Annotated in this window: 19 protein-coding genes; 13 read left to right on the forward strand and 6 right to left on the reverse strand. The window is 68.0% G+C overall.

Going from position 1 to position 22,009, the window contains the following annotated elements:
• Positions 1-255: 255 nt before the first annotated feature.
• On the forward strand, positions 256-1,419 hold the full coding sequence (locus tag GGD90_RS15065) for an exonuclease SbcCD subunit D (protein WP_153114735.1): 1,164 nt from the start codon (positions 256-258) through the stop codon (positions 1,417-1,419).
• The gene (locus GGD90_RS15070) at positions 1,416-4,595 is read left to right on the forward strand and encodes an AAA family ATPase (protein ID WP_153114734.1); all 3,180 of its coding nucleotides are present in this window, start codon (positions 1,416-1,418) and stop codon (positions 4,593-4,595) included. The genes GGD90_RS15065 and GGD90_RS15070 overlap by 4 nt, the downstream gene beginning before the upstream one ends.
• Before the next feature lie 149 nt (positions 4,596-4,744).
• Here GGD90_RS15070 and GGD90_RS15075 read toward each other — a convergent pair whose 3' ends face one another.
• Positions 4,745-5,353, reverse strand: coding sequence for a lipocalin family protein (locus tag GGD90_RS15075; protein WP_153114733.1), 609 nt, complete (start codon positions 5,351-5,353; stop codon positions 4,745-4,747).
• Positions 5,354-5,572: 219 nt separating this feature from the next.
• Here GGD90_RS15075 and GGD90_RS15080 point away from each other — a divergent pair, with 219 nt between their 5' ends.
• Complete coding sequence (locus GGD90_RS15080; protein WP_153114732.1) at positions 5,573-6,616, forward strand: helix-turn-helix transcriptional regulator; 1,044 nt, start codon at positions 5,573-5,575, stop codon at positions 6,614-6,616.
• Between the two features lie 15 nt (positions 6,617-6,631).
• Here the strand turns inward: GGD90_RS15080 and GGD90_RS15085 are convergent, their stop codons facing one another.
• From GGD90_RS15085 to GGD90_RS15095, 3 genes are read right to left on the reverse strand one after another with little or no spacing between them, the layout of a single operon-like run.
• A complete protein-coding gene (locus tag GGD90_RS15085; protein WP_153114731.1) occupies positions 6,632-7,279 on the reverse strand; it encodes a CBS domain-containing protein in 648 nt (215 codons plus the stop codon).
• 28 nt (positions 7,280-7,307) lie between these two features.
• Positions 7,308-7,721: a secondary thiamine-phosphate synthase enzyme YjbQ gene (locus tag GGD90_RS15090; protein ID WP_153114730.1), complete on the reverse strand. Its 414-nt coding sequence runs from the start codon at positions 7,719-7,721 to the stop codon at positions 7,308-7,310.
• 10 nt (positions 7,722-7,731) lie between these two features.
• A complete protein-coding gene (locus GGD90_RS15095) occupies positions 7,732-9,432 on the reverse strand; it encodes an ATP-binding domain-containing protein (RefSeq protein ID WP_153114729.1) in 1,701 nt (566 codons plus the stop codon).
• 440 nt (positions 9,433-9,872) lie between these two features.
• Here GGD90_RS15095 and GGD90_RS15100 point away from each other — a divergent pair, with 440 nt between their 5' ends.
• The 8 genes from GGD90_RS15100 (at position 9,873) to pufA (GGD90_RS15135) (ending at position 18,376) form a co-directional block, all read left to right on the forward strand.
• The gene (locus tag GGD90_RS15100; RefSeq protein ID WP_153114728.1) at positions 9,873-12,284 is read left to right on the forward strand and encodes a TonB-dependent receptor plug domain-containing protein; all 2,412 of its coding nucleotides are present in this window, start codon (positions 9,873-9,875) and stop codon (positions 12,282-12,284) included.
• Positions 12,284-13,408 carry a cytochrome-c peroxidase gene (locus GGD90_RS15105; protein WP_228273589.1) on the forward strand — a complete coding sequence of 375 codons (1,125 nt, stop codon included), beginning with the start codon at positions 12,284-12,286 and terminating at the stop codon, positions 13,406-13,408. The genes GGD90_RS15100 and GGD90_RS15105 overlap by 1 nt, the downstream gene beginning before the upstream one ends.
• A 100-nt stretch (positions 13,409-13,508) precedes the next feature.
• Positions 13,509-13,667: a hypothetical protein gene (locus GGD90_RS15110; protein ID WP_153114727.1), complete on the forward strand. Its 159-nt coding sequence runs from the start codon at positions 13,509-13,511 to the stop codon at positions 13,665-13,667.
• A 289-nt stretch (positions 13,668-13,956) separates the two neighbouring features.
• Positions 13,957-14,949 (forward strand): chlorophyllide a reductase iron protein subunit X, encoded by a 993-nt coding sequence (locus GGD90_RS15115; protein ID WP_153114726.1) that lies wholly within the window; start codon positions 13,957-13,959, stop codon positions 14,947-14,949.
• Positions 14,950-14,951: 2 nt separating this feature from the next.
• On the forward strand, positions 14,952-16,418 hold the full coding sequence (bchY, locus tag GGD90_RS15120; RefSeq protein ID WP_221227796.1) for a chlorophyllide a reductase subunit Y: 1,467 nt from the start codon (positions 14,952-14,954) through the stop codon (positions 16,416-16,418).
• A 4-nt stretch (positions 16,419-16,422) separates the two neighbouring features.
• The gene (bchZ, locus tag GGD90_RS15125; protein WP_153114724.1) at positions 16,423-17,880 is read left to right on the forward strand and encodes a chlorophyllide a reductase subunit Z; all 1,458 of its coding nucleotides are present in this window, start codon (positions 16,423-16,425) and stop codon (positions 17,878-17,880) included.
• Between the two features lie 71 nt (positions 17,881-17,951).
• The gene (gene pufB / locus GGD90_RS18245; protein ID WP_221227797.1) at positions 17,952-18,137 is read left to right on the forward strand and encodes a light-harvesting antenna LH1, beta subunit; all 186 of its coding nucleotides are present in this window, start codon (positions 17,952-17,954) and stop codon (positions 18,135-18,137) included.
• An 11-nt stretch (positions 18,138-18,148) separates the two neighbouring features.
• Complete coding sequence (pufA, locus tag GGD90_RS15135; RefSeq protein ID WP_153114723.1) at positions 18,149-18,376, forward strand: light-harvesting antenna LH1, alpha subunit; 228 nt, start codon at positions 18,149-18,151, stop codon at positions 18,374-18,376.
• Between the two features lie 39 nt (positions 18,377-18,415).
• Here the strand turns inward: pufA (GGD90_RS15135) and GGD90_RS15140 are convergent, their stop codons facing one another.
• Positions 18,416-19,156: a carotenoid 1,2-hydratase gene (locus tag GGD90_RS15140; RefSeq protein WP_184415227.1), complete on the reverse strand. Its 741-nt coding sequence runs from the start codon at positions 19,154-19,156 to the stop codon at positions 18,416-18,418.
• Positions 19,157-19,320: 164 nt separating this feature from the next.
• Complete coding sequence (crtD, locus tag GGD90_RS15145; RefSeq protein WP_153114722.1) at positions 19,321-20,859, reverse strand: 1-hydroxycarotenoid 3,4-desaturase CrtD; 1,539 nt, start codon at positions 20,857-20,859, stop codon at positions 19,321-19,323.
• Between the two features lie 656 nt (positions 20,860-21,515).
• Between crtD and pufB (GGD90_RS18415) the strand changes: the two genes are divergently transcribed.
• On the forward strand, positions 21,516-21,665 hold the full coding sequence (gene pufB / locus GGD90_RS18415; protein ID WP_153114721.1) for a light-harvesting antenna LH1, beta subunit: 150 nt from the start codon (positions 21,516-21,518) through the stop codon (positions 21,663-21,665).
• A 29-nt stretch (positions 21,666-21,694) separates the two neighbouring features.
• A complete protein-coding gene (gene pufA, locus GGD90_RS15155; RefSeq protein ID WP_153114720.1) occupies positions 21,695-21,916 on the forward strand; it encodes a light-harvesting antenna LH1, alpha subunit in 222 nt (73 codons plus the stop codon).
• Positions 21,917-22,009: the final 93 nt, after the last annotated feature.

Genomic DNA, 22,009 nt, shown 5'->3' on the forward strand with positions numbered 1-22,009 from the left:
CGGTGAAGGGAACGGCAGCGCAGTAAAGCGGGGAGAGGAGGCCGAACAGGCGGCTGCCGCTGCCTGCGGCGAGCGCGCATGATCGGTGCGCGCGGCGACAAAGGCAAGGCGTCGCGCCCGTTGCACGCAGTAGCGTCCGGCGCAGGCGTGGCCGCAGTGAATTGCACGTTGCCGGCGAGCCTACCGCGAAGCCGCTCAGGGCGGCCGGCGGCGGCTTGCTAGAATCATCGTCTCAGTCACCGTCGAAACGCCCACATGAAAATCCTGCACACCGCCGACTGGCATCTCGGCCGCTACCTGCACGGCGTGTCGCTGCTTGCCGATCAGGCGCATGTGCTGGCGCAGCTGGTGGCGCTGGCGCGCGCCGAGGCGGTCGATGTCGTTGTCGTCGCCGGCGATGTCTATGACCGCGCGCAGCCGGCGGCTGACGCGGTGGCCCTGCTCGACGAGGTGCTGGCGCAGCTGGTCGTCGACGCCGGCATCCCGGTGGTGCTCGTCGCCGGCAACCACGACAGCGCCGAACGCATCGCCTTCGCCGGCCGCATCTGCCGCGAACGCGGGCTGATCCTGCGCGGCACGCTCGACGACCTGTCGCCCTTCGTCCTCGCCGACGCGCACGGCGAGGTGGCGATCTGGCCACTACCCTACGTCGAGCCGGTGTTCGCCCGCGCGCTGCCCGGCGGCGAGGCGGTCGACGACCACGCCTCGGCCCTGGTGCATGTGCTCGCACGCCTGCGCAGCCAGCCGTGTGGTGCCCGGCGTTCGCTGCTTGTCGGCCACGCTTTCGTCGCTGGCGGCAGCGAGAGCGAATCGGAGCGGCCGCTGTCGGTAGGCGGTTCCGGTGCCGTCGGCGCCGATCTGTTCGCCGGTTTCGACTACGTCGCGCTCGGCCACCTGCACCGGCCGCAGCAGGTCGGCGCGCCCAACATCCGCTATGCCGGCTCGCTGCTCAAGTACTCGTTCGCCGAGGCCGGCCACAGCAAGAGCGTGTCGCTGGTTGAGTTCGATGCCACCGGCCTCGCCAGCGTGCGCGAGCTGTCGCTGACGCCGCGCCACGACCTGCGCATCATCCGCGGCCGCTTTGCCGATCTGCTCAATCATCCCGATCCGCAGGCGCCTCGCGACGATTACCTGTGCGCCGAACTGAGCGACCGCGAACCGGTGCTGGAAGCGATGGCGCGCCTGCGTGCCGTCTATCCGAACCTGCTCGAACTGCGCTTCAGCGCGCTCGATAGCACCGGCAGTGGCGCCGCGGCAAGCGGCGATCATCGCCGGCAGCGGCCGGAAGACCTTTTCGCCGCGTTTTACCGCGAGGTGCGCGGCGAGGAGATCGGCGACGCGCAGCGCCGGGTTTTCGCCGACGCGCTGGCGACGGTGCAGGCCGGCGACGGCGCCGATTCCGGGAGGGTTGCGTCGTGAAGCCGCTGGTCCTCGAACTCCAGGCCTTCGGCCCCTTCGCCGGCTGTCAGCGCATCGATTTCGGCGAACTTGGCGAGAAGAGCTTCTTCCTCATCCACGGCCCGACCGGATCGGGCAAGACCAGCATCCTCGACGGCATCGCCTTCGCGCTGTACGGCGACAGCTCGGGCGGCGAACGCGACAGCCGGCAGATGCGCAGCCACCACGCCGACGCGACGACGCTGACCGAAGTCAGCCTCGACTTCGCGCTCGGCGACGCGCGCTACCGCGTGCGCCGCGTTCCCGAACAGATGCGCCCGGCACGGCGCGGCGGCGGCGAAACGAAGCAGAACCCGCTGGCCGAGCTGTGGCGGCTGGATTCGCCGGCGCACTCGGGGCCGCAGTCGCCGCGCGAATCGGCCGCAGCGGACGGCGCGTCAGCCACGCCAACGGAGGCGGCAACGAGTCTGGGCGCAGTGACGCCGCTCGCCGCCGGCTGGAGCGACGTCACGCGGCAGATCGTCGCGCTGCTCGGTTTCGAGAGCCGCCAGTTCCGGCAGGTGATCATGCTGCCGCAGGGGCGCTTCCGCGAATTCCTCACCGTCGGTACGCCGGAGCGCGAAAAGATCCTGCAGACGCTGTTCGGCACCGAGATCTACCGCCGCGCCGAAGACGCGCTGAAGGACGCCGCGCGCGCGCTCGAACGCGAGGCCGAAGCGGTGCGTACTCGCCGACAGGCGCTGCTCGATCAGGCCGAAGTGGCCGACGAAGCGGCGCTGACGGCACGCGTCGACGCGCAGCAAGCCGCGTCTGCCGCGGCGCAGTCGGCCGAGCAGACCGCCACGCAGGCGGCGCAGGCGGCGGAAAAGGCGCTCGCCGACGCCCGCCTCGTCGCCGAACGCTTCGCCGAAGCCGACGCCGCGCGCGTCGGGCAGGCCGAACTGCTCGCCGCGCAGCCGGCGTGGGCGCTGCGGCGCACAGAACTGGCGGCGGCGCAGACGGCAGCGACGCTGCAGCCGCTGGCTGACGCCGCGGCCGAAGCACGCCGCCAACACGCCGCCGAGGCGCAGCGTCAGCAAGCGCTCACCGCCGCGCTGAACGACGCAGTTCGCCAGCAGGCCACTGCCGCCGCGGCGCTGGCCGGCGAGGAAGCGAAAGCACCGCAGCGTGCACAGGTGAGCGCGCGCTGCGGCGAACTTGACGCGCTGGCCGAACGCGTCGGCGCCCTGGCGACGCTGCGCGGCGAACTCGCCGCGGCGTCCGCCGCCAGCGAGCAGGCGCAGACGACGCTCGCCGCCCGCCGGCTGGCCGTGCGCCAGGCTGTCGAGACGCAGGCGGCGGCGCAGACTGCGCTGCAGCAGGCGCAGCTTGCCGCCGCCACGCTCGCCGGCGTGCAGGCCGAAGACGTTCGCCTGCAGGCACAGCTCGCGCAGCGCGAGGACTACGGCAAACTCGGCGAAGCGCTTGCCCGCGCACAACACGAACTGGCGCAGAAGACGCAGGCGCTGGCGCAGGCCGAAGCGGCGCGCGATGCCGCCCGTTCGCAGCGCGCAGCGGTTGCCAGCGCGTGGCTCGCCGGGCAGGCGGCACGGCTGGCGCAGTCGCTGCATGCCGGCGAACCCTGCCCGGTGTGCGGTGCGCGCGAACACCCGGCGCCGGCCGGGTCCGCCGGGCACGCGTTTACCGGCGACCTGTTTGCCGAGCCGGCCGCGCCGGCCGCACTCGTCGGCGACAGCGAACTGCAGGCGGCCGACGCGGCGCTGGCTGCCGGCGAACGCCGCTACGCCGACGCGCAGCGCGATCAGCTCGCGGCGCAGCAAGCGGTCGCGCTCAACAGCGCGCGCGTCGCCGATCTGGCGCACGCGCTCGGCGCGGCCGCCGCGGCTTCGGCAGACCGGTTGCGTGCCGACGCGGCGGCGGTGCGCGCCAGGCTTGCCGCGCTGACGGCGACGGCGGCGACGCTGCCATCGCTCACCGCCGCACTCAGCCAGGCCGAGAGCCAGCGGCTGAGCGCCGAGAGTGCGCAGACCGCTGCCGAAAGCGCCGCGCAGGCGGCGCAGTCACGGCAGGCGCAACTCGCCGGGCAGTTCGCCGAACGCGCTGCCGGCATTCCCGAGGCGCTGCTCGCGCCCGGCGCACTGGCCGCGGCGCAGGCGCAGGCGCGTCAGCAGTTCGCCGCGCTCGAACAGGCGCTGGTGGCGGCAACGCAGGCAGCGCGCGCGGCCGGTGAAGCGCTGGCCAGCGCGCAGGCGCGGCAGGGCGAAAGCGCGCAGGCGCTGACGCGGCTGGCGCAGGCCGCCGGCGAACGCGAGCAGGAATTCGCTGCGCGCGTGCTTGCCGCTGGCTTTGCCGATAGCGCGGCCTGGGCCGCGGCGCGGCGCGACGCAGTGACCACCGCCGCGCTGGAGAACGCCTTGCGCAGCAACGACGCGGCGCTGGCCGCTGCCGGCGAACGCCTGCTGCGTGCGAATGCCGCGGTCGAGGGCTGCACGCGGCCGGCGCTGCCGGCCTTGCAGGAAGCGCACGACGCCGCCCGTGCGCAGCAGCTCGCCGCCGCCCGCGCCGAGCGCGATGCGCAGGCGCTGCTGGCCAACAGCCGGCAGTTCGCGGCAACGCTGGCGAGTCTCGCTGGCGAGCACGCGGCGCTGGAAGCCCGCTACGGCTTGCTGCGCCAGGTCGCCGACACCGCCAGCGGCAACAATCCGCAGCGCCTCTCGTTCCAGCGCTACGTGCTGGCGACCCTGCTCGAACAGGTGCTGGTGGCGACGACGCAGCGCCTGCGTCTGATGAGCCGCGGCCGCTACGAGATGCGTCGGCGCGAGGCGCCGGTCGACCAGCGCTCGGCCGCCGGCCTCGACCTCGAAGTCTTCGACCAGCACACCGGCAGCACGCGCGCGGTCGCCACCCTGTCCGGCGGCGAATCCTTCCTCGCCTCGCTGGCGCTGGCGCTCGGCCTGTCCGACGTGGTTCAGGCGGCGGCCGGCGGCATTCGCCTCGATGCGATCTTCGTCGACGAAGGCTTCGGCACGCTCGATCCCGAGGCGCTCGACGCCGCCATCCGCGCGTTGAAAGACCTCCAGCAGGCCGGGCGCATGGTCGGCATCATCTCGCACGTCGCCGAACTGAAGGAATGGATCGACGCGCGCCTCGAACTGCTGCCAAGCCCGCGCGGCAGCGTCGCCCGCTTCGCGCACTGAGCGAGACCGCAGGAGGACATCTCACGCCTGTGCACAAGTTGTGGACAAGCTGTGGGCAGACGGTGGAAAAGCGCAGGAGAGATGTGCCGGTAAGGTGCCCGAAAAGTGCTTGAACAGCGCTCGAACAGCGGCGGAAACGCCGGCGGCGCTCAGTTCGCCGGAATGGCCGGCTGCGCCGTCGCTGGCTCGACTGCGTCGCCGATTCCCTGGACGGTGTAGCGCAGCTGTTCGAGGTCGTAGCCCTGTTCGGCGGCCGATTGCAGCGCGGCACTGAGCAGCTCCGCCGGCAGCACCGGTGTGCGCGAGAGAATCCACAGATAGCGCCGGTTCGGGTTGCCGACCACCGCCCAGCGGTAGTCCGGGTCAAGGCCGATCACCCAGTAGTTGGCGCGGAACGGCCAGAAGAACTGCACCTTGAGTTGCGCGTTGCCGCTGCCCTCGACCGCCCAGGCGCGGCCGCTCACCTGGGCGAAGCCGTCGGCGGTACGGCAGCGGTTTAGTACCGAGATGTCGCCATCGTCGCGCAGCGCGTACTCGGCGCGCGTGTCGCCGCGGCAGACGCGCTGGAAAAAGAGCGGAAAGCTGGCGATCTCGTACCACTTGCCGAGATAGCGCGACAGATCGACTGCCGGCACGCTGCGTACCGGTGTTGCCGTTGGCGCGGGCGTCAGCGTTTCCTCTGCGGCGGCGGGCTGCGCGAAAACGAGGGCGGCGGCAAGGAGTAGCGCACGGCAAGTGGCGGGGCGGAAGATGTGCATGATGGTGGCCGGTTTTGTCGTCGGAATGCCGATTATGGACGCAAGCCGTCTTGCCGGCGGGGCGTTTTGCCTGCCCCCCTGACGGCCGCTGCGCCTGGCCCGGCGCCGGTTTTCTTCCCGCACGTCATGGCGTAGCATCCGCAGACGGCATGGAGCAGCGGTTTTTCCGCACCGCCCGCCGGATCGCTCCGGCCTGCTTACCGAAGAGACCCGTAACACATGAATCGTACCGAGCGCTTCTACAAGATCGACCAGCTGATCAACGACCGCCGTCTGGTGTCCTTCAGTGAATTGCAGGAGGCGCTGGAGGTGTCGCGCGCGACGCTGAAGCGCGACCTCGAATACATGCGCAACCGGCTAAACGCGCCGATCGTCTGGGATCGCGAGGCCGGCGGCTATCGCTTCGAGGCGCAGGGCGTCGGCCTCGGTGGTCAGTACGAGCTGCCTGGCTTGTGGTTCTCGTCGCAGGAAATCCACGCGCTGCTGACTATGCAGCATCTGCTCGCCAATCTCGATCAGGGCGGCATGCTGGCGCCGCATGTGCAGCCGCTGATGGCGCGGCTGAACGGACTGCTCGGCACCGCCGACAACGCCGCCGAGGAAATCCGCCGACGCGTGCTGATCGTCGGCATCGGCAAGCGCGCGCTGAAGCTCACCCACTTCGAGAAGGTCGGTTCGGCGCTGCTGCGGCGCAAACGCCTGCACATCCAGTACTACGCGCGCGGCAAGGCCGAACTCACCGAGCGCGAAGTGTCGCCGCAGCGCATCGTGCATTACCGCGAGAACTGGTATCTCGACGCCTGGTGTCACCTGCGCCGCGAGCTGCGCAACTTCGCCATCGACTCGATCCAGCGCGCCGAAGTGCTGGAGAAGCCGGCGCGCGAGGTGTCCAACCGCAGCGTCGATGCCGTGCTCGGGCCCGGTTACGGCATTTTCGGCGGGCGGGCGCTGCACTGGGCGACGCTGCGTTTCTCGCCGGCGCGGGCGCGCTGGGTGTCGATGGAGTTCTGGCACCCGAAGCAGAAGGGGCGTTTCGCCGAGGATGGCAGTTACCTGCTCGAAATCCCGTACGCCGACGAGCGTGAGCTGTCGATGGACATCCTCAAGTACGGACCCGACTGCGAGGTGGTGGCGCCCGATGCCTTGCGCACCTCGGTGGCAGCCGCACTGAACGCCGCGCTGGCGCATTACGTACCCGCGGCAGTCGATAGTGCAGCGCCACCCGAGGCTGCCACGCCGCCGCTGGCGAGCGAGCTGTTCTGAGTTCGTTGTGGCGCGTCAGCGCCACAGGCTGAGCGGCGGTTCGGTGACGACGGCGCTGAGGATGTCGCTGCGCGAAATGAAGCCGTTCAGCGCGCCGGCCGCATCGACCACCGGCACGCCGTCGACGTCGTTGTCGCGCATGACGCGGGCGATGCGGCGGATGTCGGTGACCGGGTCGGCGCAGACCACCGGCGAACTCATCAGCTCGCGCACGCGCCGGTCGAGCACGTCGCGCACTTGCCCCGCCTCGACGTTGAGCGCGCGCAGCAGGTTGCGTTCGCCGACGATGCCGACGACGCGACCGGCGTCGAGTACCGGCGCCTGACGGATCTCGTTGTCGAGCAGCACCTGGAAGGCGCGTTCGACCGGATCTTCGGCGCCGACCACGATCACCTGCCGGCGCATGATCTGCCGGGCGAGGTAGAGCGGACCGCGCTCGGCGTCGCGGTGCAGTATCGACTGGTAGGCGTCGATCGCCTCGCCTGCGGGGCGCGGCAAAGGCGGGTCTTCGCTGGCGGCGAGCAGGCTGGCAAAGGTACTGCGTTCGCGGTCCTGCTCGTCGATCGGACGCACGCGGCGCAGGCCATTGACCGCCGGCAGCCGTTCCATTTCCTCGAGCGTGCCGCGAAAGGTGGGACCGCTGATGCCGTAGATCGAGAACATGCTTCCTCCCTCGCCGGTTCGCCGGCGCTCAGCCGAGTACGGTGACGACGATCTGCCGCGTCTGCGGCGCTTGCCGTTGCTCCCACAGAAAAAGGCCCTGCCAGGTGCCGAGCAGCAATCTGCCCTCGCCGACGGGGATTTGCAGCGAGACGCCGGCGAGCACGCTGCGCCCGTGCGCGGCCATGTCGTCGTCGCCTTCGTCGGCGTGGCGATAGGCCGGGTCGCCGTCGGGCGCCCAGCGGCCAGCGAGCGTTTCCAGATCGCGGCGCACCGCCGGATCGGCGTTCTCGGTGATGGTCAGCGCGCAGCTGGTATGGCGGACGAAGACATTGCACAGACCCTGACGCACACCACTGCCGCGCACCACGTGCGCCACCTCGTCGGTGATCTCGCTGAAGCCGCGGCCGCGTGTGCTGATCGAAAGCTGGCTCTGTGTCGTCATGGCCCTTGCCTCAGTGGTCCTGTTCGAGGGGCGCCAGCAGCTTGCGCGCGCTGCTTTCCGAGAGCACCAGTGCGAGGCGCATCGTCGCGCGCGTGGCGCCGACGAAGATGCGGCGGATGGCCTTTTCGTCGAGCGTGGCGAAGTCGATTTCGGTGAACACGACGCAGGGTGCGGCACGGCCCTTGAAGCGATGCACCGAGTCGATGAGCACGTCGCCGTCGGTCGTCTCCTGGCCGCCAAAGAGGTCGTAGCGGCCGGTCGGCGCGCGCAGCGGATAAGGGCCGAGGCGGTCGTAAGGCGACAGCTGCGAATGTTCGCGGCCGCGGTAGGTGATCAGCGCGATGTGCGGGCGGCGAAAGCCGGCGCCGATGGCACGCGTGATCGCGGCGACGCTCTTGGCGATCAGGTCGGCGCTGTTGCCGTCGGCGTAGGTGCTGATGTCGACCTCGCCGCCGGCGAGCGGGCTGCCCGCTTCGGCCGGCGGGTCGAGCGGCAGCAGGCGGTTGAGCAGTTCGACGACGGCGCGCGGGCTGCGGTAGTTGGTCTGCGCGCGCAGGCAGACCCAGTCGTCGAGCGCCAGCGGCGGACGCCCGTAGAGGTTCTGCATCGGGTCTTCGAGCCACCAGGCACGGCCACCCGGACGCAGCAGGCGGAGCAGGTTGCGCGCCCAGCCGGCTTCGAAATCCTGGCCTTCGTCGACGATCAGTTCGTCGAACAGCCAGTTCTTGCCTGCCTTGTCACCCGTCGCGGCGGCGTCCGCCGCCGGCGTGAAGGAGTCGAGGATGGCCTCGAGCCGGGCAAAGGCGCCAGGACGCGAGAAATCGACCGGCTGGCCGAGTGCGCGACTGACGCGGTCGGCGAGCTGGTGGTAGGTGGCGACTTCACCGCCGGCCGGGGCGATCTCGCCGATGTGGTCGGCGAGCGGGCGGTTGTAGCAGACGTACAGCGGCCGCCGGCCGGCGGCGACGGCGTCGCGGAACACTGCCATCGCCAGCTGCGTCTTGCCGGCGCCGGCCGAAGCGATGACGCGCAGGCGGAAAGGCGCGAAATCGATGCGCCGCGCCCAGTGCGCCAGCCCGCCGGAGAGCCGGGTATATAGAGCGCAGGCTTCGCCGACGACGGCATTGACCTCGGGAACGAGTTCGAGGATGTCGCCGAGAAAGCGCAGGATCTTCGGCCGTAGCGCCAGCACCTCGCCTTCGGCCGGCAGGATCTGGCGGATGATCCTGAGGAAGTCGTCGCGTTTGCGTGCGTCGACGATGCGCGCCGGGTCGATTCCGGCCGATCCCGGTTCGCGCACGGTGTAGTCGGGGCAGTAGAGCAGCGAGTCGACGACGGTCGTCTCGCCGCTGCGCTCGTTGCTGCAGTAGTGGCGCAGCCGCGTATGCAGCGCGTCGGCGTTGCGCGCCATCTGCACGGCGACGTTCTTCTCCGCTTGCGGATAGCGTTTCACCAGCCCGTCGGCGGTTTCGCCGAGAAACCCCGACTTCTGCTCGATCAGCAGCACGCGACCGGTCGGCCCGACGATGGCGAAGTCGATTTCGCCGTAGATGGCGAAGCGGTCCTGACCGACGCGCGTCCAGTGCACACCGTGAAAAACGTCGTAGCGCTCGTCAAGACCGTCGGCGAGCAGCGCCAGTGTCTGCAGTTCGCGCTCGGCGGCGCCGCTGGCGCGCATCTCGCGCCAGCCGTCGGGGAACACTCGGGCCATTGGCTGCTCTGGGCTGCTTTCGGGAAACGTGAGGGCAGACTTGCTCAGCTTGCTGTCCAGCCCGGAGACGACATGATAGCCAAGCTTGCCGGCGAACGGCGAATCCTCTTGCAGCCAGCTTTTCCCGGCTGCGGAAAGCTTGCTCTCGCAGTTCTCAAGCCTCGTTACCAATAGAATCAATTCGCAATAACTTGACACATCTCTGCCTTGAGGATGAGAATGATTGCTAAATTTAGCAAGCCATCCCTCCGGGTAGCCAGCCAGCAAGCATCTGTCCGGGAGGTGGTGTGTCTGATCTGTATGGCGCTCGTTTCGGGGGCGAAGTTGTGCGGGCGAAGTCGGGTCGGGCCCGGCTTGCCTCTGGATTTCCGGCCTGGCCCCGGCGCCTGGCACCCACGGGTATTGCACTCGCCGTGGTTGGCGCGCTTGCATCGCCAGCGATGGCCGCCGAGCCGCTGCTTGACGAGGTGGTTGTTGTCGACCAGCGCGAATCGGCCGGCGCCGCGGTGATCGAGCGCGACGTGATCGATGCCATGCCCCTCGGCAACGGCGACATCACCAGCCTGCTGCAATTGCTGCCGAACGTGCAGTTCAACAACAGCCAGTTGCATACCGGCAAGCAAGGTGAGATCTCGCCGGCCGACGTCAGCATCAACGGCGCCAAGTTCTACCAGAACCTCTACCGGCTCGACGGCATGTCGTTCAACAACGACATCGATCCGGCCAGCGGCGACAAGTCTTCGTCGATCACCGAAGTTACTTCGGCGAGCCAGGGCTTTGCCATCGACAGCAGCCTCGTCTGCCGCATCACCGTGCGCGACGCCAACGTCCCGGTTGAATACGGCGGCTTCACCGGCGGCGTCGTCGCCGCCGACACCTGCGCGCCGACCAAGGATTTCGCCGGTCAGGCGTCGGTCGGCACGACGCGTTCGTCGTGGATGGATTACAAGGTGGCGCCCGAGCAGCAGGCTGCCTACGCCCATCCGACGACGCCTGACACCGCGAGCCAGTTCGAGAAGTGGACCTACCGCCTGTCGCTGCAGGGGCGGCCGAGTGAGAACCTCGGTCTGGTCGGCAGCTTCATCCGGCGCACCTCGAGCATTCCGCTCTCCGGCGCGTCGGCGATGAAGAATGGCGAGAGCGGCACGCCCGAGCAGACGCGGCAGACCGACAACGTGTTCATCAAGGCCTTCTGGCGGCCGAGCGCCGGTCACGACGTCGACTTCTCGATCCAGTCGGCGCCGACCAATGACGAGCGTTTCATCGCCGCGATCAAGGACAGCCGCTTCACCTACCGCGCCGGCGGCCTTGGCCTGAACGGTGGCATCGCCAGTCGCTTCGACGGCTTCACGCTGAGCCAGCGCCTCACCTACACCGAGATGGACAGTTCGCGCGACGGTGAGTCGAGCATCTACAAGACCTGGTCTTACTCGGGTGGCGACAAGAACTGGGGCACTTCGTCGATCAGTTCCGAAGGCGGCTACGGCGATGTCGAACAGCGTCAGCAGGCCGGCAACTACACCGCGCGGATCGATGCGCAAGCCTTTGCCGCGCTCGGCCTGCAACATCGCCTGCAGGCCGGTTTCGAATTCGGGCGCAAATCCTCGTCCTACGAGCGCAAGACGCAATACGAGTCCTATTACGGCGCTGCCAGCTGGTCCGGTGCGACTTGCGCGCGCAGCAACGGCACGATCGACCCGTACTGCTCGACGGCCGACACGGCGAGCGGCTGGGCGGGGCAGTACCTGACGCGCCGTGTGATCTATCTCGCCGGCAAGTTCACCGTCAACGAGAACAGCCGTGCCGTCTTCCTGCAGGACGAGATGAGCCGCGGCGGTTTCACCGCGCGCCTTGGCCTGCGCTACGAGGCGAGTTCGCTCGCCGCCGACGCCGTCGTCGCGCCGCGCAGCGCTTTCCTCTACGACGTTTTCGGCGACGGCGGCACGCGCCTCGAAGCCGGCGCCAACCGCTACTACGGCCGCAACTTCATGTCCTTCTACATGCAGGCCAACCGCCTGTCGCTGCAGTCGGCGACCAGCGGCAGCGGGTTCACGCGCACCGGCCTGACCGACTGGGGGCCGCTGCAGATGAGTACCACTGCCGCCGGCTATCACTTCGATTCGCTGCGCCTGCCTTACGACGACGAACGCATGCTGGCCGTGCGCCAGCGCGTCGCCGGCACGCTGTGGACGCTGAAATACGTCGACCGGCAGAGCCGCGACGAAGTCCTGCAGCGCCTGCGCAGCAGCGGCAACCGCTGGTTCGAGAACGCCGGCAGCAGCGAGGCGCAGACACTGTCGCTGGCTGTGGAGTCGCAGCGCCCGCTGCGCATCGGCGAAACGCGCACCTCGCTGATGGCGGCGATCGACAAGATCGACACGCACACCTCGCACGCCACCTACTACGAGAGCGAGCTCGACTACAACGACAACGGCGGCCTCGACTACGTCGTCTACAACGGCCAGCTGATCCGCTCGATCGAGAAGCCGGCCGACAACTACGCCCGGCCATGGACGGCGCGCCTGATGCTGATGACCGAAATCCCCTCGGCACGCGTCACCATCGGCAACTTCTTCCGCTACCGCGACGGCTACCGCAAGGTGGTGCAGAACGGCACGCAGATCGTCAATGGCGTCAGCTACACCAACTACGAGTCGCGCAGTTTCAAGTCGGCCTTCACCTGGGACATGCGCATCAACTGGGAGCTGCCGCCGGCCGGCGGGCAAAAGCCCTTCGTCACGCTCAGCATCGACAACGTGCTCAACGCCGCCAACGCCATCGAGGATTCCGGCAGCTATCTGCTTTACGAGAAAGGACGCCAGTTCTGGCTCGAGGCCGGGGTCAGGTTCTGATGCGCCGCCTGCGGGACATGCTGCCGGTCGCGGCAGTGCTGATGCTGCTCGCCGCGTCGCCAGCGGCGGCGGAACCCTGTGCGAACGCGTCCGGCTGGGATGTTTCCTGCCTGCGCCGGCTCTACGCGGCGCCACTCGCCGCCTGGCCGGCACCGCGCATCGAGGGCGACGGTGGCTACCGCGAGATGGCGCCGCTATCGCCGCCACTGCCTGCCTCGTCATCGCCGCCGGCGCCAGCGGACACCGTGCCGGAGCCGCTGCGGCAACTCGGCAGCCGGCTCTTCTTCGACCCGGCGCTGTCGGCGTCCGACGCCATCGCCTGCGCCTCCTGTCATCGCCCCGACCACGCCTTCGCCGACACACAGGCGATCAGCCCGGGCCATGACGGGCGTCGCGGTCGGCGCAACGCGCCGGCGCTGGTCGGCGTGGCACACGCTGCGCCGCTGTTCTGGGACGGCCGAGCGCCGACGCTCGAAGCGCAGGCGCTCGGCCCGATCGCCGATGCCGACGAAATGGCGATGCCGCTCGACCGCCTGCCGGGCAAGCTCGCTGCGCTGCCCGGCTATCGCGAACACTTTGCCGCCGCCTTCGGCGACGGCGAGGTGACGCTGGCGCGCATCCAGTCGGCACTGGCTGCCTATCAACGCACGCTCGTGCCGGTGCCGACGCGCTTTGACGATTTTCTGCGCGGTCGTACCGATGCCCTCGACGATCGCGAATTGCTCGGCCTGCACCTCTTCCGCACCAAGGCGCGCTGCATGAGCTGCCATAACGGACCGACGCTTGCCGACAACCGTTTTCACAACCTCGGGCTGACGTACTACGGGCGCCAGCGCGAAGACCTCGGCCGCTATCGCGTCAGCGCCGACCCGGCGGATGTCGGCGCCTTCCGCACGCCGACGCTGCGCAGCGTCGCACAGAGCGGGCCGTGGATGCACAACGGCGTCTTCAGTTCGCTGCGCGGCATCCTCAATCTCTACAACGCCGGCATGCCGCGGCCGCGCCCGGCCAACGCGGCGCAGGCGGCCGATCCGCTCTTTCCGCAGACCTCTCGCCTGCTGCGTCCCCTCGAACTGCGTGCCGACGAGTTGCAGGCGCTGGAAGCTTTTCTGCGTGCGCTATGAACCCGCCTTGCTGGCGTAACGGTGAACTGAACTAGCGCAGGCTCATCGGCTGATCCTCTCGTCGGGCAGCATGGTGATTTTCGTACGCGGAATCATCATCATGCCCAACGCCAGCCCTTGCGCAAATTCCTTCTCCGCTCTTCCCGCAACGCGCCACGCAACGCACGCGGCAAGCGTCGCCATTGCCGGCGATCGCTGCGTCGCGCTCCTGTCCTTGCTGGTATTGCTCGCGCAGGCGATCGAAGGCCTGCTGCATTGACGGCGGCGTTTCGTCGCTACGTTTGCTTCAGGTAGCGGCCGCTTTCGTCCGCCTGTTGCAGTTTGCGCACTCGTCCTGCCGACGCCGGTGCCGTCGACCATTCTCGGGCGAATGTCATAACCATTTGATCATAATGGTTTTTCTTGGGTTTCTTTCGCTTGCGGAAAGCGTTGTCTTGAGTTGACAGGGCGCCTTCGCAGAGTAAACTTGCGCGCTCGACAAGACGCACCCAGCTGATGCGGCCGTATTCGCGACGTATTTGGGAGGGTTTTCATTGGAGATGGGTGAGATGACGCAAGGCCAGGACAAGTCCGTGCAAGCGCTCGTGCGCAACGACATTGCCGCGCAAGGCAGCGACAACGGAGCAGGAAACGCACGGCAGACGCAGATCATCGCGATCTACGGCAAGGGCGGCATCGGCAAGAGCTTCACGCTGTCGAACCTCTCTTACATGATGGCGCAGCAGGGCAAGCGCGTCCTCCTCATCGGTTGCGATCCTAAGAGCGACACCACCTCGCTGCTGTTCGGCGGGCGCAGCGTGCCGACGATCATCGAAACCTCGGCGCGCAAGAAGGCCGCCGGCGAGGAAGTGAGCATCAGCGACGTCTGCTTCAAGCGCGACGGCGTGTACGCGATGGAGCTGGGCGGGCCGGAAGTCGGTCGCGGCTGCGGTGGGCGCGGCATCATCCACGGCTTCGAACTGCTCGAAAAACTCGGTTTCCACGAGTGGGACTTCGACTACGTGCTGCTCGACTTCCTTGGCGACGTCGTCTGCGGCGGCTTCGGTCTGCCGATCGCGCGCGACATGTGCCAGAAGGTGATCGTCGTCGGCTCCAACGACCTGCAGTCGCTCTACGTCGCCAACAACGTCTGTTCGGCGGTCGATTACTTCCGCAAGCTTGGCGGCAACGTCGGTGTCGCCGGCATCGTCATCAACAAGGACGACCATACCGGCGAGGCGCAGGCTTTCGCCGCGGCGGCCGGCATCCCGATCCTCGCCGCCATTCCCGCCGACGAGGACATCCGCCGCAAGAGCGCCGCCTACGAAATCATCGGCCGTCCCGACGGCCAGTACGGCCCGATCTTCTCCGATCTGGCGCAACAGGTTGCCGACGCGCCGCCGGTGCGGCCGACGCCGCTGTCGCAGGAAGAACTGCTCGGCCTGTTCTCGAGCTCGGCGGTCGGCCGCGACGTCGTGCTTGACCCGGCCTCGGCCGCCGACATGCGTGGCGGCAAGCTGGTCGTCCAGCCCTCGCTCGAAGTCGTCTACGAAAGCGAATGAGCATGAATGCGCCCACGACGGCCGCCGGCGGCGAAGCTGCGGCCTGCCACGGCGAACGCGCCGACGAATTGCGCGCAGCGGCGCAGGCAGCGGGCAACACGCCGCTGCTGGCCAAGCTCGCCACCGACTACCCACGCGGCCCGCACGACCAGCCGCAGACGATGTGCCCGGCCTTCGGCTCGCTGCGCGTCGGTCTGCGCATGCGGCGCACGGCGACGATCCTCTGCGGTTCGGCGTGCTGTGTCTATGGCCTCTCCTTCACCGCGCACTTCTACGGTGCACGGCGGACGATCGGCTACGTCCCGTTCAGTTCCGAGACGCTGGTCACCGGCAAGCTCTTTGAGGACGTCCGCGACGCGGTGTACCAGCTCGCCAATCCGGCCGAGCACGATGCCATCGTCGTCATCAACCTGTGCGTGCCGACCGCTTCCGGTGTGCCGCTTGATCTGCTGCCGAAGGAAATCGAGGGCGTGCGCATCATCGGCATCGACGTTCCCGGTTTCGGCGTGCCGACGCATGCCGAAGCCAAGGACGTGCTCACCGCCGCCATGCTGCGCTATGCGCGCAACGAGATCGAGGCCGGTCCGGTGGCGCGGCCGCGTGGCGCGCTGCCCGAGGGGCCGAAGATCGCGCTGCTCGGCGAGATGTTCCCGGCCGACCCGGTCGTTGCCGGCCGCCTGCTGGCGCCGATGGGCTTAGGCGTGGCGCCGCAGCTGCCTTGCCGCGAGTGGCGTGACCTGTACGCCGCGCTCGACTCCGACGTCGCCTGTGCCGTCCATCCCTTTTACACCGCCAGCGTGCGCGAGTTCCGCGCCGCCGGCCGTCCGGTCGTCGGTTCCGGCCCGGTCGGTCTGGAAGGCACTGCCGCCTGGCTCGACGCCGTCGGCGCCGCTGCCGGCATCAACGCTACGCAGATCGACGCCGCCAAGGCTGCTGCGTTGCCGGCAATCCGCGCCGCGCTTGAAGCCAATCCGATCAAGGCGCGCGTTACCGTTTCCGGTTACGAAGGTTCCGAACTGCTGGTTGCCCGTCTGCTCGTCGAGGCCGGCGCCGAGGTGCCGTATGTCGGCACGGCGACGCCGCGTACCGAGTGGAACGAGGCCGACCGCGACTGGCTGACGGCGCGTGGCGTGCATGTGCAGTTCCGCGCCGCGCTCGAGCAGGACGTTGCCGCCATGAAGGAAGTCAAACCCGACCTCGCGCTCGGCACCACGCCGCTGGTGCAGGCGGCCAAGGAAATCGGCATTCCCGCGCTCTACTTCACCAATATGGTGTCGGCGCGGCCGCTGTTCGGCGCCGCCGGTGTTTCGGCGCTGGCCGGCATCGTCGCCGCGCAGACGCGCGACCCGGCGCGCTTCGCGCGCATGGTCGAGTTCTTCGCGCCGCTCGCCGCCAAGCCGAAAGCGGTTCCCGTTGCCGCTCCGACCAAAGCTGTCCGCGGCGATCTCGCCGACGCCATAGGAAACTGATCCGATGCTCGTCCTCGACCACGACCGCGCTGGCGGCTACTGGGGTGCTGTATACGTCTTCTCGGCGGTAAAGGGCCTGCGCGTCGTCATCGACGGCCCGGTCGGCTGCGAGAACCTGCCGGTCACCGCCGTGCTGCACTACACCGACGCGCTGCCGCCGCATGAACTGCCGATCGTCGCCACCGGCCTCTCCGAAGACGAACTGACGATGACCGGCACCGAAGGCGCCATGCGCCGTGCCGCGCTGACGCAGGACCAGTCGCAACCGGCGGTGGTCGTCACCGGCTCCATCGCCGAGATGATCGGTGGCGGCGTCACGCCCGAGGGCGCCGGCCTGCTGCGCTTCCTGCCGCGCACCATCGACGAGGATCAGTGGCAGAGCGCCGACCGCGCGATGACCTGGCTGTGGAAGGAGTTCGGCAGCAAGAAGTCGGTTGGCCGCAAGAAGATGGCGGCGATGGGCGAGGGTGGCCGCAAGCCGCGCGTGAACATCATCGGCCCGTCCTACGGCGTCTTCAACATGCCGTCCGACCTTGCCGAAATCCGCCGGCTGGTCGAAGGCATCGGCTGCGAGATCAACCTCGTTTTCCCGCTCGGCACCGATATTGCCGACGTGCCGAAGCTCGCCGACGCCGACGTCAATATCTGCCTGTACCGCGAGTTCGGCCGCAAGCTGTGCGAAGCGCTCGGCAAGCCTTACCTGATGGCGCCGATCGGCGTCTTCTCGACCACCGCCTTCCTCGAAAAGCTCGGCGAGGTGGCCGGCGTCGACCCGCAGCCTTTCATCGAACGGGAAAAGCACACCACGCTGAAGCCCTTGTGGGACCTGTGGCGCAGCGTGACGCAGGACTTCTTTGCCAGCGCGCCCTTTGCCATCGTCGCCAGCGAAACTTACGAGCGCGGCGTGCGCCGCTTCTTCGAGAGCGAACTGGGCATCCCCTGCGCCTTCTCGTTCACGCGCAAGCCCGGCAACAAGATGGACAACGCCGCCGTGCGCGCGGCGATCAAGGCAACACCGCCGCTGGCGCTGTTCGGCTCGTACAACGAGCGCATGTACAACGCCGAGGCCGGCGGTCGCGCGATCTATATCCCGGCGTCCTTCCCCGGTGCCATCATCCGCCGTGCCATCGGCACGCCGTTCATGGGCTACTCGGGCGCCACCTATCTGGTGCAGGAATACTGCAACGCGCTCTTTGACGCGCTGTTCAACATCCTGCCGCTCGGTACCGACCTCGACCGCGTCGACGCGACGCCGTCGAAGCGCACGCAGGCCGCGCTGCCGTGGGACGAAGACGCCGAGACGGCGCTTGCCGACGCCGTCGAACGCCAGCCTTTCCTGGTGCGCATTTCGACCGCCAAGCGCCTGCGTGACCGCGCCGAACGCGACGCACGCCAGGCCGGCGAGGAACGCGTCACGCTCGACCGTTTTAATACTGCTGCTGGTTCTGCACTGACGGCCTAGGCCGTCACCCGGCGGGCCGCAGTCGCTGGCCCGCAAGAAGCAATTACGCATCCGTGCATTGGGAGTTCGCAGTGACTGAAGAACCGCAAGATTTCGATGAGCCGCTGTCCGGTCTGTCGGACGACGAGGCGCGCGCCTTTCATACGGCGCTCATTCGCGGCTTTGGCCTGTTCACGCTGTTTGCCGCCATTGCGCACGCGCTGGTCTGGTCCTGGCAGCCGTGGCTGGCGGCGACCAGCCTGCCGCTGCTGGTCTGAGGGAGACAATCATGTGGCGAGCCTGGCAGATCATCGATCCGCGCACCGTCCTTCTGGCGCTGATGACTTTTCTCAGCGCCATGGCCCTGTTGCTGCACTTCATCGTCTATAACGCCGATCGCTATACCTGGCTGAAAGACCTTACCGCCAGGGACGTACCGCGCGCGGCGCACAGCGCTCCCGCCGAGCCTGCTGTGGCGAAGCCGGCGCCAGCCGCCGCGACCGCTGCCGGCGCCTGAGCGATCTGCGCATTGTCCGGCAGTCCGCTGCCGCGCTCCTCAGCGGCCGACCCGCGGCGTGCGGAAATGCAATAGCCACTGCACCCAGCGGCGGCGGAAGCGGTCGAGATCCAAGCTTTCATGGAACGATTCGACCTGCTGTCCAAGCAGTTTCCCCGAAACCAGCGAGCGTGCGTAGAACGGCGTGTCCTCGAGCGTGCTGACAATGCTGGCCGGTGAGCCGGCTTCCGAGCGCGAATCGCGGGCAATGCGCCAGCGGGTCGAAGTCAGTGCGGAGGTTGGCGGCGGTGCGAAACGTTCGGCCGAGCCATCTTCGCGAAAACGCAGCGCCAGCGAACGTTGCGCCCCGGCTTCTTCGCCAGCGTCGGCGCCGCTTGCCGGGCGTTCGCGGATGTCGTAGAGCACCGCCGCGCCGTCGGGCAGCCGCGCGCGCGACCAGTGCCAGCCACTGAAGCTGTTTTCCAGCGGAACCTTGCCGAAATTCGAATCGAAATAGCCTTCGCCCGACCAGGAGATCCCGGGGCGCTGCAATTTGACCTCGACACGCGAACATGGCGCAATCGGCCGCCAGCGGTGTTGCGCCGCCGAATCGAGCGCGAAATCGCTAGCGCCGATGCTGTGCGGCGTGATGCGCACCTCACCGCGGATGTTGCGCAGGCTCGGGGTGTCGACTTCGTTGATGCGCACGATCAGTACCTGGCCATCCCAGTGCAGCGAGCTCGGCCCGATGGCGAGCGTGTCGCGGTCGCGGAAGAGCGCGCTGGCGCTGCGTTCGGTCAATGCCCAGCGCCGGTGCGAGACGCCGTAGAGCGCGACGTTGAGCGAGACATGGTCGTGCGGATCGGCACCTGCTTTGCCGGCGCGTCGGCGCGCGCGCGCATAGTAGGGCGAGAAAACGCCACCGATGAAGGCGATCAGCGTGATGCCGTAGGCGCCGTCGTCGCTCAGCGCGTCGACATACCACCAGCGGTAGCCACCGGCACAGACCGGCGCGTCGAACTCAAGTCCGCGAGCACGCTCGCTGCCGCCAGCCGTCCGGAGAGCGCTGCCATCGGCGCGCCCGGCCCCGGGTGCGTGCTCCCCCCCGAGAGGTAAAGACCGGGCAGCCGGCTGCGCGATCCCGGGCGAAGGAACGAAGCTCGCCAGCCATGGCTCGCCGGTCCGTAGAGCGCCCCCCCCGTCGCCGGGAAGAGCGCGTTGAATTCGGCCGGCGTCGTCAGCACCGGTGCCTGTGTCGGTGTCAGTGTCATTCCGCAGCGCTGCAGCAGCGCGAAGCTCTGCGTTTGGCATCGATCAATCTCCAGGGGGGTAAAGGGGCCACCGTCGCCAGTGGCCGGCGCATTGACAAGACAGAACAGCCGCTCGCTGCCGCTGGGCGTCACCTCGTCCGCGTCGCCGCGGTCCTGTGCGCAGACATAGACGGTCGGCGTGACGGGTAGTCGGCGTTGCTGAAAGATGTCGCTGAACTCGGAGGCGTAGTCATCCGAAAAGAAGACATTGTGCCGGACCAGCGGGAAATCCCGGCACTCGGCCAGCATGTTCCAGGTCAGCGCCGACAGCGATCGCGCCGAAGACGGCAGCCGCCGCACTGCGGCGCGCGAGGCTTCGCCGAACAGGCCTTCGCCAATCGCCGCGACGTCGACGTTGGAGACGACGGCGTCGGCTTCGATGCGCTCGCCGTTGTCGAGCTGCACGCCACAGGCGCGACCGTCGCGCACGATGATCTCGGCGACGCCGGCATCGCAACGGATGCTGGCGCCGAGCCGCGCGGCGAGTGCTGCCAGCGTCTCGGCGATGCGCACCATGCCGCCGTCGACGATCCAGACGCCCTGTTGTTCGACGTGGGCGACCAGCATCAGTACCGCCGGCGAGCGGAATGGCGAAGAGCCGCAGTAGGTGGCGTAGCGGCCGAACAGCTGGCGCAGGCGCGGATCGTGAAAATAGCGTCCGAGCGAGCGCCACATCGAGACGAATGGCGCAATGCGCCACAGGTCGGGCAGTCCGCGCCAGCCTGCCGCTTGCGCCAGTGACCACGGCGTCGGCCGCGGCGCGCGCAGAAAGGAGTTCTCCAGCGTCCGGTAGATGGCTTCGGCACGGGCACAGAAGGCGCGGAAGCGCTGCGCCTCGGCGCCGCCGGCAAACTCGCCGATCGCTTCCGCCGAGCGCCGCGTATCGGCGAACAGATCCAGCCGCTGGCCATCGCTCCACGCGTGTCGGGCCAGCGTCTCCACCGGGCGCAGCGTCAGCCAGTCGTCCAGCCTCGCGCCGCCCTCGGCGAACAGCTCCTCGAGTACCCAGCGCATGGTCAGCACGGTCGGCCCGGCGTCAATTCCCTGGCCGCCGATGAGCACCTGACGCAACTTGCCGCCAGGCGCCGTCGCGCGCTCGAGGACAATGACCTCGCAACCATGCGCCGCCAGCCCGATGGCTGTCGACAGCCCGCCAACACCGGCGCCGATCACCAGTACCCGATTTGTCCGCATCCGCTCACCGCTACCGCTCCCGTAATGACCCTGTTGCCGTCAGGCATGATTTCCTATGCTACACGAGCCCTTGATTCACATGGCGATTGCCGACTGCTGCGATCCTCCGGTCATGAAATCCGGCCTTTCAGTGGCCGCTCCGATATGTCGTTTGCTGTGGCTTCTGGCAAATTCTGTTACATGAACCTGCTCTGCCGGGCGATCCGCAGGTGTCACCAGAGCGGCACGAAACGCCGCTGAGAGGCGTCCCCAAACCAGCGGAGTCCCAGCGTTTTGAACCTTTGTGCCCGATTCTCCCGGGGTCTTGGCGTTGTTGACTTTTGGTAACGTCGGAGTAGACTCCGCCAAAACCGTTACACAAACACCACAAAACGCATCAAATAGGTGTGCGGTTCGCAGTTGCCGGAAACTCGATTCCTGCGTGCAACAAGTCAGCAAAATGACGTTCAGTCGCCAAGTCGATGGTTGTCGGCACGGTGGCAGGTTCTGGACAGATCCTGCGGCGCTCCTCGTGGCGCCGGCCGGCTAGGGAAGTGCCGGCGGATTACGGAATCCTTCGTTAAATCGTTTTACGTGGCGAGTCGGTCCACGGAAATCCCTGCCGCGCGGGATGTGCGCGGTAACGGCCGCAAGGCCCATCAGGAGGTTAAACAACTATGGCTGAAGATAGGAAATCCCTGTCCGGTTTGACGGAGCAGGAAGCCCAGGAGTTCGGAACCCTGTACACGCAGGGCGTCGCTTTCGTTGCGGTGATCGCTGTCGTTGCACACGCGCTGGTGTGGGCGTGGCGTCCGTGGCTTCAATAATTCTGACGTCTGTCTAAAAGGAGTTACACATGTCTGCACCCGCACAATGGAAACTTTGGTTGGTTATGGATCCGCGCACGGTCATGATCGGCACGGCCGCTTGGCTGGGCGTTCTTGCTCTGCTGATTCACTTCCTGTTGCTCGGTACCGAACGCTTCAACTGGATCGACACCGGCCTCAAAGAACAAAAAGCCACCGCTGCCGCGCAAGCCGCGATCACGCCGGCTCCCGTTACGGCAGCCGCGAAGTAAGAGTCGTTTGCCGAAGGAATCGGGCGGGGCGGGTGAAGGGTGCTCGCGCCCGTTCGTTTCCGGGAGCGCTATAAGGAGGCAGCCAGGGGCATG

Source organism: Rhodocyclus tenuis, assembly GCF_014197755.1.
Classification (GTDB): Bacteria; Pseudomonadota; Gammaproteobacteria; order Burkholderiales; family Rhodocyclaceae; genus Rhodocyclus; species Rhodocyclus tenuis.

What these genes read in the sequence shown, in the direction of transcription:
- GGD90_RS15105 (WP_228273589.1), top strand. Translation starts at nt 12,284, where the DNA reads ATGCGCCGCCTGCGGGACATGCTGCCGGTCGCGGCAGTGCTGATGCTG.
- GGD90_RS15080 (WP_153114732.1), top strand. Translation starts at nt 5,573, where the DNA reads ATGAATCGTACCGAGCGCTTCTACAAGATCGACCAGCTGATCAACGAC.
- GGD90_RS15100 (WP_153114728.1), top strand. Translation starts at nt 9,873, where the DNA reads ATGGCCGCCGAGCCGCTGCTTGACGAGGTGGTTGTTGTCGACCAGCGC.
- bchZ (WP_153114724.1), top strand. Translation starts at nt 16,423, where the DNA reads ATGCTCGTCCTCGACCACGACCGCGCTGGCGGCTACTGGGGTGCTGTA.
- GGD90_RS15095 (WP_153114729.1), bottom strand. Translation starts at nt 9,432, where the DNA reads ATGGCCCGAGTGTTCCCCGACGGCTGGCGCGAGATGCGCGCCAGCGGC.
- GGD90_RS15065 (WP_153114735.1), top strand. Translation starts at nt 256, where the DNA reads ATGAAAATCCTGCACACCGCCGACTGGCATCTCGGCCGCTACCTGCAC.
- pufB (WP_153114721.1), top strand. Translation starts at nt 21,516, where the DNA reads ATGGCTGAAGATAGGAAATCCCTGTCCGGTTTGACGGAGCAGGAAGCC.
- GGD90_RS15090 (WP_153114730.1), bottom strand. Translation starts at nt 7,721, where the DNA reads ATGACGACACAGAGCCAGCTTTCGATCAGCACACGCGGCCGCGGCTTC.
- GGD90_RS15075 (WP_153114733.1), bottom strand. Translation starts at nt 5,353, where the DNA reads ATGCACATCTTCCGCCCCGCCACTTGCCGTGCGCTACTCCTTGCCGCC.
- GGD90_RS15115 (WP_153114726.1), top strand. Translation starts at nt 13,957, where the DNA reads ATGACGCAAGGCCAGGACAAGTCCGTGCAAGCGCTCGTGCGCAACGAC.
- GGD90_RS15085 (WP_153114731.1), bottom strand. Translation starts at nt 7,279, where the DNA reads ATGTTCTCGATCTACGGCATCAGCGGTCCCACCTTTCGCGGCACGCTC.
- pufA (WP_153114720.1), top strand. Translation starts at nt 21,695, where the DNA reads ATGTCTGCACCCGCACAATGGAAACTTTGGTTGGTTATGGATCCGCGC.
- pufA (WP_153114723.1), top strand. Translation starts at nt 18,149, where the DNA reads ATGTGGCGAGCCTGGCAGATCATCGATCCGCGCACCGTCCTTCTGGCG.
- GGD90_RS15110 (WP_153114727.1), top strand. Translation starts at nt 13,509, where the DNA reads ATGCCCAACGCCAGCCCTTGCGCAAATTCCTTCTCCGCTCTTCCCGCA.
- bchY (WP_221227796.1), top strand. Translation starts at nt 14,952, where the DNA reads ATGAATGCGCCCACGACGGCCGCCGGCGGCGAAGCTGCGGCCTGCCAC.
- crtD (WP_153114722.1), bottom strand. Translation starts at nt 20,859, where the DNA reads ATGCGGACAAATCGGGTACTGGTGATCGGCGCCGGTGTTGGCGGGCTG.